Source organism: Adhaeribacter soli (genome assembly GCF_008727925.1).
Lineage (GTDB): Bacteria > Bacteroidota > Bacteroidia > Cytophagales > Hymenobacteraceae > Adhaeribacter_A > Adhaeribacter_A soli.
In genome coordinates this window covers 312,070-324,273 of the sequence record NZ_VTWT01000006.1, presented here as the reverse complement: position 1 = coordinate 324,273, position 12,204 = coordinate 312,070, and the positions used below count along the sequence as shown (strand labels likewise).

Annotated in this window: 5 protein-coding genes and 1 pseudogene; 4 read left to right on the top strand and 2 right to left on the bottom strand. The window is 47.2% G+C overall.

The window, feature by feature from the left end; genetic code table 11:
* Positions 1 to 101: 101 nt before the first annotated feature.
* Entirely contained in the window at positions 102 to 857 is a 756-nt protein-coding gene (locus F0P94_RS12625; protein ID WP_150904244.1) for an SDR family oxidoreductase, read from the top strand.
* Positions 858 to 1,135: 278 nt separating this feature from the next.
* On the opposite strand, the gene F0P94_RS12620 is transcribed toward F0P94_RS12625, so the two are convergent.
* On the bottom strand, positions 1,136 to 2,143 hold the full coding sequence (locus F0P94_RS12620; protein ID WP_225307205.1) for a zinc-dependent alcohol dehydrogenase family protein: 1,008 nt from the start codon (positions 2,141 to 2,143) through the stop codon (positions 1,136 to 1,138).
* Between the two features lie 419 nt (positions 2,144 to 2,562).
* On the opposite strand from F0P94_RS12620, the gene mgtA reads away from it, so the two are divergent.
* Positions 2,563 to 5,028 carry a magnesium-translocating P-type ATPase gene (gene mgtA / locus F0P94_RS12615; RefSeq protein ID WP_150904313.1) on the top strand — a complete coding sequence of 822 codons (2,466 nt, stop codon included), beginning with the start codon at positions 2,563 to 2,565 and terminating at the stop codon, positions 5,026 to 5,028.
* A 353-nt stretch (positions 5,029 to 5,381) separates the two neighbouring features.
* A complete protein-coding gene (locus F0P94_RS12610; protein WP_150904243.1) occupies positions 5,382 to 7,226 on the top strand; it encodes an ABC transporter ATP-binding protein in 1,845 nt (614 codons plus the stop codon).
* A gap of 299 nt (positions 7,227 to 7,525) precedes the next feature.
* Here F0P94_RS12610 and ppsA read toward each other — a convergent pair whose 3' ends face one another.
* Positions 7,526 to 9,982 (bottom strand): phosphoenolpyruvate synthase, encoded by a 2,457-nt coding sequence (gene ppsA / locus F0P94_RS12605; RefSeq protein ID WP_150904242.1) that lies wholly within the window; start codon positions 9,980 to 9,982, stop codon positions 7,526 to 7,528.
* 419 nt (positions 9,983 to 10,401) lie between these two features.
* Here ppsA and F0P94_RS12600 point away from each other — a divergent pair.
* A pseudogene (locus F0P94_RS12600) lies at positions 10,402 to 11,655 on the top strand (IS3 family transposase).
* The last annotated feature ends 549 nt before the right edge of the window (positions 11,656 to 12,204 follow it).

Genomic DNA, 12,204 nt, shown 5'->3' with positions numbered 1-12,204 from the left:
ACACTTTACATATTATTCCTAACATTTTAAGCTTATCACAAAAACAGTTCGGAATTAAAATTGTTCTTCATACTGTGCTCTTACACGAAACCTGAACCATCATGGAAAAACCATACGAAAATAAAGTAGCCCTTGTAACCGGCGCCAGTTTCGGTATTGGCCGCGCTACCGCTATTATGTTTGCGCAGCGCGGCGCCAAAGTGGCCGTAGCAGACTGGAAAGAAGATCCGGAAACCGTGAATACCATTAAAGCTGCCGGCGGCGAAGCCATTTTCATTAAATGCGATGTTTCGAAAGATGCCGATGTAAAGAATATGGTAGCGGAAACGGTAAAAACTTTCGGCCGCCTCGATTATGCATTCAACAACGCCGGCATCGAAGGCGAATCAGCACCTACCGCTGACGTTACCGAAGAAAATTTCGACAAGGTGATCGGCATAAACCTGAAAGGCGTATGGCTCTGCATGAAGTACGAGATTCCGGAAATGCTTAAAACCGGCAAAGGCGCCATTGTGAACTGTTCCTCCATTGCCGGCTTGATTGGTTTTCCTGGTATCCCAATTTATACAGCATCTAAGCACGGCGTTATCGGCCTGACCAAAACGGCTGCCCTGGAATACGCCAAAACCGGTTTGCGGGTAAATGCTGTCTGCCCTGGCGTTATCCAGACCGCCATGATCGACCGTTTCGTGGAAAAAAACAGGACTACCAAAGAAGCCATGATCAGCGGCGAACCGATTGGGCGCAGCGGAAACCCCGAAGAAATTGCCGAAGCCGCTATCTGGCTTTGCTCCGATGCAAGCTCGTTTACCACCGGCCATGCTCTGGTAGTAGACGGCGGCTGGGTAGCTCAGTAACGCTATGATTTTTCTGCTAAAAACTAAAAAGACCGGTGCATGCAAAAAATACCTTACGTAAAACATCAAGGCGGCTTAGCCAGTGCCGGCTGCCAAAAGCGGGCGCTACAAAGTAAGACCAAATGAATTTATTTGCAGTTGAATTTATTAGCAGTTGAATTTATTAGCAGTTTTACGGCTGGAACCATAATTCTATTTCGGCTTAAGCAAAGCGCTTGAGAGGCCCGCTAAAGACCTGAAGGATGCTTCTTACGGAATTAAATACACCTTCCATTAAATTACTCCATTACCAGCACCGCAGCGCCCTGAAATTTGCCGTTCCGTAAAGCTTCCAAAGCCTCGTTGGCCTGTGAAAGCGGGAATAAATGCGTTTCCGTTTTTACCGGTATTTTGGGCGCCAGCGCCAGGAATTCCACCCCGTCCTGCCGGGTTAAGTTGGCTACGGAACGGATCATGCGCTCTCCCCATAAGTCTATATAAGGAAACCCCGGAATATCGCTCATGTGGATGCCGCCGCAAACTACCGTTCCGCCTTTATCTACGTCTTTCAATGCTTTGGGAACCAGGCTGCCTACCGGCGCAAAAATAATGGCGGCATCCAACAATTGCGGCGGGGTTTCAGAAGCATTGCCGGCCCATACAGCCCCCAGCTTTAAAGCAAAACTTTGCGTGGCAACATCCCCAACGCGGGTGAAAGCAAAGACTTTCTTTTGACGATAAATTGCCAGCTGAATAACGATATGCGCGGCAGCCCCAAAACCATAAATCCCTAAACTTTCCGTTTGTTCGCCCGTCAATTTAAATGAACGGTAACCAATCAGTCCGGCGCAAAGCCAGGGCGCTGAAGAGGCATTGGCAAACGCAGCATCAATCGGGAAACAATAACGCGCATCGGCAACGGTGTATCCGGCGTAACCGCCATCCAGGGTATAACCGGTGAACCTGGCGTTTTCGCACAGGTTTTCCTGGTTTTTCCGGCAATATTTGCAGGTGCCACAAGTATAGCCAAGCCAGGGTATTCCCACAAAATCGCCTTCCTGCAATCCGCTTGCTTCCGGACCTTTGCACACCACTTTTCCAATGATCTCATGTCCTGGGATCAGGGGGAGTTTCGGGTCGGTAAGCTCGCCATCCAGCACGTGCAGATCGGTGCGGCAAACTCCGCAGGCCAGCACTTTTACTAATACCTGCCGGGCCGACGGCACAGGTACCGGAACCGTTTTAAAAACCAGTGGCTGCCCCTGCTTCTCCAGCACCATGGCCTGCATGTTTTCCGGTATTTCCATTGGCAGAAACGGTATAGTTTTAAGAAAAAAAGTATAATAGATCACGTCAGAATCCTCCAGTCCTCAAAATTTTTTCGGGGAATTTCCGCTGTGTTTTTTATTCCGAAGATGAGTTTAGTGATGCTTCTTGTGGTTAATAACTAAAAGAAAAACTATTTGTTCTTAAGAAACAGCAGGAATTGAGCGAAAAATATTTCATGAATGCTGCTTTTTGAAAAAAAGGTTGAAGCTGCTGCAGGTATGCATAAAGAACCCCTGATCAGCAGACAAAAAACCAGAAAAACCAAGTGCAGATCATGGCTTGATAAATCCATCTACTATCCCGGTTTCAGCATTCACCGAAAAAATAAATATATGTAGCTGTGAATCTTTCCTCCGACAGCCCAGAGCAACTTTTTGCACAACTTCACTCCGGTGCCATGGGCCTCTCTGCCGCCACGGCCAGGCAAAGGGTAGCTACACAAAAGAGCAGTGCCAATATCCAAAGCAGGTTCCGGCGCGAATTAAAATTGCTTCTCCGGCAATTCAGCAATCCGCTTATGCTTTTGCTGATTATTGTGGTGGTTTTATCTGCTATTTTGGGCGAAACGTCCGATGCGCTTATCGTTTTTTTCATTCTCCTTATTACCGGCCTGCTGAGTTTTATCCAGGAACTAAACGCCGGCCGCGCGGTGGAAAAACTGCTGCAGATCATCGAAGTTAAGCACAAGGTTATCCGGGAAGGGCAAGCGGTAACGGTGCCGGTGCATGAAGTGGTGCCCGGCGATGTGGTGGAGCTTAACGCCGGCGACCTGATCCCGGCCGATTGCCGCATTTTAGAAAGCAACGAACTGCACGTAAACGAAAGCACCCTGACCGGAGAAACATTTCCCGTAGCCAAGGCGACCGGCATTCTTCCAGAAGAAACCGCATTGAGTCAGAAAAGCAATTGCCTGTGGCAGGGAACCAGCATTGTAAGCGGCACCGCCAGGGGTTTGGCTGTTTATACCGGAAACAATACCATTTTCGGGCAAATGGCCCACAGCCTTACCCAGTTCGCTCCTACCGCCTTCGAAACCGGCCTTAAAAGCTTTGGCTATTTTTTGCTCCGCATCACGGTGCTGCTTTCGGCTTTTATATTGGTTACGAACCTGTATTTTCACAAGCCCTTTTTCACCTCGCTCATGTTTTCGCTGGCTTTGGCCATTGGCATGGCGCCCGAACTGCTGCCAGCCATCATGACTTTTGCCATGTCGGCCGGCGCCCGGCGCATGCGCGATAAAAAAGTGATCGTAAAACGGCTTTCCTCCATTTTTAACTTTGGCGAAGTAAATGTGCTCTGCACCGATAAAACGGGCACTATAACCGAAGGCTCCGTTGAGGTCTTTGATATGGTAGATCCAGCCGGAAAGTCTTCCGCAAAGGTAAAATTATTGGCCTACCTGAATGCTACTTTTCAGAACGGTTTCACCAACCCGATAGACGAAGCAGTAATGGCCATGCAGGAAGATGCTGCCGGGTACGAAAAAGCCGATGAGATTCCCTACGACTTTATCCGGAAACGCCTTACCATTTTGGTTAAACATAAAGAAGAATACCTGCTCATTACCAAGGGCGCTTTGCGCAATGTTCTGGAAGTTTGCAGCTTCTATGAAGACGCAACTGGCAGGCAGCAACCACTGGAAGAAAGGCAACGCCGGCAATTTCAGGAAAAACTGGAAAGCTATAGCCGGGAAGGCCTCCGGGTGCTGGGGCTTGCCTGTATAGCTACTCCCAAAAGCGATATTACGCAGCAAGATGAACAAGACCTGGTTTTTACCGGGTTTATCCTTCTGCAGGACCGCCTGAAAGAAAACGTAATAACTTCTATAGACCGGCTGGAAAAAATGGGCATAAAGGTAAAGATCATTACCGGCGACAACCGGTATGCGGCCATGCATATAGCCAAAACACTAGGTATTAACCCTTTAAAACTTATTAGCGGCCCGGAACTGACCAGTATGTCGCCGGAAGCGTTGGTGGTAAAAGCCAGGAAGACCGAAGTATTTGCCGAAATAGAACCTTACCAGAAAGAGCAGATCGTACAGGCCCTGAAAAAATCAAAATTCCGGGTGGCATACCTGGGTGATGGCATAAACGATGTAGCCGCAATCCATGCCGCCGATACCGGAATTTCTACGAACAATGCCGTAGATGTTGCCAAAGAAGCTGCCGATTTCGTGTTGCTGGAAAAAGACCTGGCAGTGCTAGCCGATGGCGTGCATGAAGGGCGGAAATCCTTTTCCAATTCCATGAAATATATTTTTGCCACCACCGGCGCTACCTTCGGCAACATGTTCAGCGTAGCCGGCGCCTCGCTGCTGCTACCCTTTCTGCCCATGCTTCCCCAACAAATCCTGCTTACCAACCTCATAACCGATTTTCCTTACCTGGCCGTGGCTTACGACCGGGTAGACAAAGAACAATTAACCAAACCGCTGAAATGGAATATCCGGTTAATTCAGCGGTTCATGCTGGTTTTCGGCCTGCACAGTTCCCTCTTCGATTTTGCAACCTTCTTAACCCTGCATACTTATTTTAACCTCCGAGACACCCCTTTTCAGACCGGCTGGTTTCTGGAGTCGATCATTACCGAACTGATCATCATTTTCATTATCCGGACCCGGAAACCCATCTATAAAAGCAGGCCCGGCCGGTTACTTTTCCTGATTGCCGTGCTGGCAGTAGCATTTACCGTTTGGTTGCCGTTTTCTCCGTTTGCTGCCTCACTTAGTCTTACCATTGCCCACGTTAATGAAGCTTTGGCCATCGCGGGGATTGTGCTGCTATACGGCCTTACCGCCGAACTTCTCAAACGCTGGTTTTTCCGGGCTTCCAGCTTTAAGAAATTTAAAAAAAAGCGCTGATAAAGGAAGGTAGATACCTAAATTAAGCATTTTTTCAGCCTGAAACCATAGCATTTTTACTGCTGCCCGAGCTAGGTTCGCAAATCTTTCGGGGAAATAAAGTTCTGTCTATCAATTTAAATGATAAACCGGGTTCATACAATTCTGCTTGCGTAGCCCCCAATTCCTGATTTCAAATTTTTAACCTGCCAATGCCTTAATTTCTGATTGGTGAAGGCCCCAAAATGAATTGCCGGAAATTTAATTGATATGCCAGGCTCCTATAAAAAACGTATACACAAACAATCGCTTGAAATCGCAAATCCCCATTGCTAACAAGGCAACCGGCCATTTCAATAAAAACGGTAGGTTTTATGAGTAAAAACTCCCCAAACAGACAAAATACCCCCAAACCGGAAGCGGAACCCCTGCCTCCTGTCCGGAACCTGACCACGCTGGTATTTGGCCTGGTAAAACCTTACTATAAATGGCTCCTCATCATTTTTGCCGCCATGCTGGCCGAAACGGCCATGAGCCTGGCAACCCCCTGGCCGCTTAAGGTAATTATAGATAATGTGATCGCCGACCACCGCTTGCCCGCTTGGCTGGCCTGGATTAAGGGGATATCGCTAAATGAACACAAAATGTATCTGGCTGCGCTGGCCGCCATTGCCATGATCGTGTTTACTATTTTAGGCGGCCTTGCCAGTTATACCAATAATTATTTTACCGAAAGCGTAGCCCAGTATGTGGCCAACGATCTTCGGCGGAAAATGTACCACCACCTGCTCCGGCTTTCCCTTTCCTATTACGACACGCACCAGGTAGGCAAACTGCTCAGCACCATTACTTCCGATGTTTCTACCATCCAGGATTTTGCTTCCGAAACCTTGCTGAGCATTCTCATAGATGCGCTGACCATTATGGGCATGCTGGGATTAATGTTTTACCTCAACTGGGACTTTACCCTTATGCTGGTGGGCATTTCGCCGTTCCTGCTGTTGTTTGTGATCCGGTTTAAAACGGCCGTAAAAAAGGCCACCCACGAAGTAAGGAAAGACCAGGCCGAAATGGTAGCGGTACTACAGCAGGGTTTAGAATCGGTGCGGGCCATAAACGCTTTCGGCCGCCAGGACCTAGAAGAAGACCGATTAAAACGGGTTAGTTTTGAAACGATTACGGCCGCACTGAAAGCCCGAAAAGTAAAATCCATCATTTCGCCGGTTATTACCCTGGTTATTTCTGTCTGCACCGCTTTTGTACTCTGGCGCGGCGCAAACCTAGTTATAGCAGGTGCTATGACAATCGGATCTTTAACCGTATTTCTTTCTTACCTGAATAAATTTTTCAGCCCGGTAAAGGACCTTGCAAAGATGACCACCAACATTGCGCAGGCTTTAGTGGCTTTGGAACGCATCCAGCAGATCCTGGAAACCGATGCCATCATCAAACAGAAACCGGGGGCCTTCGATCCCGGCCGACTAAAAGGGAACATTGTGTTCGAAAATGTAGCCTTCGCCTATACTCCTGATAGCCCAGTACTGCGCGACATCAGTTTTTCGATCGCTGCCGGGCAACACATCGGTATTTGTGGCCCTACCGGAAGTGGTAAAACCACCATTGCCAGCCTAATTCCCCGTTTTTATGAGCCGGATGCCGGCAGAATTCTGATAGACGGGGTGGATATAAAAGACTATAATTTAGAAGGACTGCGCATGCAGATCAGTTTTGTGCTGCAGGAAACCGTTCTCTTTTATGGATCCATCCAGGAAAATATTGCTTATGGCCGGCCCGAAGCAACAGAAAAAGAAATTATCTCTGCCGCCCAAAAAGCCAATGCCCACGAATTTATAAGCCACTTGCCTCAAGGCTACAATACGTTGGTAGGCGAAAGAGGGCTAACGCTTTCAGGCGGCGAACGCCAGCGCATTGGCATTGCCCGGGCGGTGGTGCGCAACTCCCCGATCCTGATCCTGGACGAACCTACTGCCTCGCTTGATACCGAAGTTGAAAAAAATGTGATGGATGCGCTGGAAAATCTCATGAAAGGCCGAACGGTTATTACCATCACGCACCGGCTTTGCAACCTGACCAAAGCTGACAATATATTAGTTGTAAATGATGGCGTAATTGCCGAAGAAGGCAAACATAAAGAACTGCTGCAGCGGGGAGAGCTCTATGCAGCACTTTACCATAATCAGGGAGAAGGCATTAAATGATTTTAAACTGAAGAATCCTGCTAAAATCTACAATTAAATCGAAATTAATATAAGACCGCACTTGCTGCCATTCGTATTATTTGGATTCATATCTGCAAAGTTAAAAGATACACTTCAGTGCTTATATTTAAAGAAAAATGGTAATTTTCAGCCACAATCCCCATTAAACAAATCCTTTACAGAAGCCAAAATCCGGCAATCCATTTTCGTTCATTCTGCCTGAAAAACGCTATATTTTTGATCCTAAAATAAAACACTGAATTGCTGCTCAGCTATAAATTTGGTAAATTACCTGAAACTCAACCCGGAAAGTCATGACTTTCCTCAGATTTATCCAGTGAATTATTGCTTCGCTGCTGTTCCAGTTTCTTTTCCGCTTCGTAAATATTTTTGATCCCGGTAAATAAAGCATCTGGGTTAAAGGAAACGCTGCCGATGCCATTTTCAACCAGGAAGGCGGCATAATCCGGATAATCGGAAGGCGCCTGCCCGCAGAGGCCGGTTTTAGTGCCGGTTTTCTTAGCCTTTTGCAGGGTCATTACGATCATTTGCTGCACCGCCGGATCGAAGGGACTGAAAATATCTGAAAGCAGGCAGGAATCGCGATCGGCGCCTAAGGTCAGTTGGGTCAGGTCGTTGGAGCCAATCGAAAAACCATCGAAATGCTGCGCGAATTCTTCGGCCAGGAGTGCATTGCTCGGGATTTCCACCATTACGTAAATTTCCAGATCATTCTCCCCCCTTTTCAACCCGAACCCTGCCATTAGCTCCGTTACTTTTATACCTTCTTTTACGGTCCGGCAAAACGGAATCATCAATTTCACATTGGTAAGTCCCATAGCTTCGCGTACCATCTTCATGGCCCGGCATTCCAGTTCAAAACCGCCTTGGTATTGCGGGTGATAATAGCGGGAAGCCCCCCGGAAACCGATCATCGGGTTTTCTTCGTCGGGCTCGAATTGTTTACCACCAATCAGGTTGGCGTACTCGTTTGTTTTAAAATCGCTCATTCGCACAATTACATCCTTTGGGTAAAAAGCAGCCGCAATCATGGCAGTAGCTTCGGCTAGTTTCTGTACCAAATAATCTTCCTTGTCAGGGTAATTATACGTAAGTTCTTCGATCTTTTTTTTAACTTCCAGGTCTTGCAATTTATCAAAATTCTTAAGCGCCATCGGGTGAATCTGTACGGCACTGGTAATGATAAATTCCATGCGCAGAAGACCTACCCCATCGGAAGGCAGAAAAGAATATTTAAACGCTTGAGCAGGATCGCCGAGAATGAGCATTACCCTCGTTTTGGTTTTCGGAATCTGGCCAAGATCGGTTTTGGTTTCAATCCATTTCAAAGCACCTTCATACACAAATCCTGCTTCACCTTCTGCCGTAGAAACGGTTACAATTTGTCCGTCCTGAATGGTGCTGGTGGCATTTCCGGTGCCAACTACCGCCACCGCGCCCACCTCCCGGGCCACAATGGCTGCATGGCTGGTGCGGCCACCCTGGTCGGTGATTATGGCAGCGGCTTTCTTGAGGATCGGATCCCAATCCGGATCCGTGCGGTGCGTTACCAGCACCTCGCCGGGCTGAAGTTTTTCGCTGTAGGAAGGAGAATTTAAAATACGGGCAGTACCAGACACGATCCGGTTACTCAAACCCACCCCGGAGCACAGAACTTTTCCTTTTTCTTTAAGCGTATAATGAACGAACTCGGCCCGGTTTTTCCGCTGACTCTGCACTGTTTCCGGTCTGGCCTGTACTATAAAAAACTCACCGGTATTTCCATCTTTTGCCCATTCAATATCCATTGGCCGGCCATAATGGTTTTCAATAATAACTGCCCACCTGGCCAGCTGCAGAACCTCATTATCCCTCAAAATAAATTGTTTGCGTTTTTCCAGGGGCGTATCCAGGTTTAATACTGCTTCGCGCGGATTCTTTAACGCATTTGCATTATTTTCGGTATAGATCATGGTCTTTGCTTTGGAACCTAAACGACGGCTGATAACGGGCTGCTTAGCAGTTTCCAGCGTAGGTTTGAAAACAATAAACTCATCGGCAATTACGGAACCCTGCACCACGTTTTCGCCTAAACCCCAGGTTCCGGATATTACTACCACTTTGTCGAAACCGGTTTCGGGATCTAAGGTAAATATTACGCCGGAGCTAGCCAGATCGGCACGAACCATAATTTGTACGCCAATCGAAAGCGCTACTTTCATATGCTCGAAACCATTATCAACCCGGTATTTTATAGCACGATCCGTGAAAAGGGAAGCAAAGCAGGCCTGACACGCGCGAAGCAGATTATCGTGGCCCCTCACATTCAGAAAAGTTTCCTGTTGCCCGGCAAAACTGACATTTGGCAGATCTTCGGCAGTAGCACTGCTCCTTACCGCTAAAGAAATTTCGTTCCCATACTTTTCCATTAGTAAATCATACCCCTTTTGGATCTCCTCCCCGAGTTCAGCTGAAAATGGGGAATTGAGCAATAAATTGCGCGCCTGCTGCCCTACTTCCCCGAGATTACTAAATTGTTCCAAATCCAGGTTTGCAAAAATATTTTCCAGGGGTTCACGTAAATTATTCCGATCCAGAAATGTTTGGTAAGCTTCTGCAGTGGTCGCAAAACCATCGGGCACTTTTATGCCGGCGGCAGCAAGCTGATTAAACATTTCGCCCAAAGAGGCATTTTTACCGCCAACCTTTTCGAGGTCGTGCCGGCTTATTTGGCTGAAATACCTGATGTATTGCATTTGAAAACAATTAATAGCTGCTGTGAAAAGTAACTTGCGATCGCAGTAAGGATAAACTACTGCATCACAGATCCTGGAACGTATATGCCGCGGAAAATCAAAAAACATTTAATTCCCTGAAAAGTTAATTTTACTTAAAAACCTATAACTCCCAAGGCCTGAAATCTTGGATTCTGCCGTATGAAAAACGCTAATAGTTCCGCTTTAAAGTATTGGACGGATAAAGTCGGAAACGGTATCTGAAAGAGCTGCAACCTTAAACAATTGTTAAAACCGGTTTGTTTTTCCAATATTTACGATTATAACCCATTAAATACCAGTCAGACGATTGAATATGCCATCGTAAATAAATCAGATTTGCGCCTTTATTTAAGACTGTGTCTTATCCTAAAATAGGCTGACATAAAAAACAGCTTTTCATGGAAAAACTAGCAGAGAAAAAAAGTAAGCGCAGTCAGCGGGATTACAACTTAGGCTTTAAACTGGCCGTTGTGGCGGAGGTAGTGCGGGGAGATCTGACTTACAAACAAGCCCAGCGGAAGTACGGTATCCAGGGCCGGAGCACAGTTTTGGTTTGGCTTCGTAAGCACGGTCGCTTAACTTGGCAGTTAAACACAACAGCAATGTCTCAGACACCAAACCAGCGCATCAAAGCGCTCGAAGCGCAGCTGGCCGCGACCCAAATACAGCTCCAGAAAGCCGAGCTTAAAGCTAAACAACTGGACACTACCATTGCCGTAGCCGATGGCCAGATGGGCATCCAGATCCGAAAAAATCCTTTGCCCAAACAGTCTGCCAGCTCCGTAAAGAGAAAGCCATGAGCCTTGCTCAAGCCTGCAGATTGTTTGGCTATTCCGGTCAAGCCTATTTCCAAAGCCAGCAACGGACCCGGCAGGGACAGGCCCTCAAAGAGAAGGTAGTAGAGATGGTGCAGCAGATTCGCCTGCGCATGCCGCGCCTAGGCACCCGTAAGCTCCACTACTTGCTCAGTGAGCAGCGCCAGACCATGAAGGTGGGCCGCGACAAGCACTTTTCCATCCTCCGGGACATGAGCCTTTTGGTAAAGCCAAAGAAAAGCTATCATAGAACCACCGATTCAAAGCATTGGATGAAAAAGCACCGCAACCTGGTGGAAGCCCTTACCCTCCACCGCCCCGAGCAGGTTTGGGTTTCAGACATCACCTATATTCCTGCCTTTAGCGGCCAAAGCTACCTTTCGCTGGTAACGGATGCTTATTCCAAAAAGATCATGGGCAGATTTGCGGGCAGACGGCCCGGTGGTGGCTTTAAGATTGGCCTTTGGAAGAAGGAAGAATGGCTATGAGCTGATCCATCATTCCGACCGGGGCCTGCAGTACTGCTCTGAGGAATACCAGCTGCTGCTGAAGCGGGCGCAGATAAAGCCGAGCATGACTGAAAAATATGATCCTTACCAGAATGCGGTAGCTGAGCGGGTGAATGGCATCTTAAAAGATGAGTTCGACTTGGAGCGGGGTTTTGCCCATCACCTGGAAGCAGTGGCTGTGATCAGCGAATCAGTAGGCATTTACAACAGCCAAAGACCGCATCTTTCATGCCATTATCTCACACCCGAGCAGATGCACCGGCAAAGTAAACTTCAGGTAAAAAAGTGGAAAAAGAAAACCTCCAATACTAAAGCATTGGAGGTCTAAAATTTAAAAGTAATTTCGTCTAAAACACGTCAACTTATTTCAGGACGAGACACCTCCTTTACTATTTTTCTTAAATACTTTTTCACAGACCCTAAGAACACCCTGAGTTTTATCGCTTCATGCGGCAAATCAATAACTCCTTTCCTTCTGTAACTCTTGTCACTGAACGGGCTTGATCCGTTTGCCACCTTTGCCAGGTAGTTTAACAAAAATTGCAAATACTTGCAAACCTTAGACAAGTGAATACCAAATTCAAAGGAATGATCCCGGTAGATTTCACAGAGGTTTCAGCCAAGGTCATAAATTTTTTTGCTTACCTGATGGCTCACCTGGAAATGCACCCATTATCCAGATAAACACTCCCTCCCGCTCCAAAGCAGGGCTGTTTTATTCTCAAGAATGCTGGTTTAGGTTTCTGGTCTAAGTTAATAAGCTGTTTGCTCTTTCGGATCTATCGATCCGGAAGTATCCTGTTGCGGGTTTATTAACCCGCATGGACCATTTTCATGCCACAGTCCAGGGATCAATAAATCCGCGGCAGGAAGTTTT

Excerpts from the sequence above, each read along its gene's own strand:
- mgtA (WP_150904313.1), top strand. The coding sequence starts at position 2,563 with ATGGGCCTCTCTGCCGCCACGGCCAGGCAAAGGGTAGCTACACAAAAG.
- F0P94_RS12625 (WP_150904244.1), top strand. The coding sequence starts at position 102 with ATGGAAAAACCATACGAAAATAAAGTAGCCCTTGTAACCGGCGCCAGT.
- ppsA (WP_150904242.1), bottom strand. The coding sequence starts at position 9,982 with ATGCAATACATCAGGTATTTCAGCCAAATAAGCCGGCACGACCTCGAA.
- F0P94_RS12620 (WP_225307205.1), bottom strand. The coding sequence starts at position 2,143 with ATGGAAATACCGGAAAACATGCAGGCCATGGTGCTGGAGAAGCAGGGG.
- F0P94_RS12610 (WP_150904243.1), top strand. The coding sequence starts at position 5,382 with ATGAGTAAAAACTCCCCAAACAGACAAAATACCCCCAAACCGGAAGCG.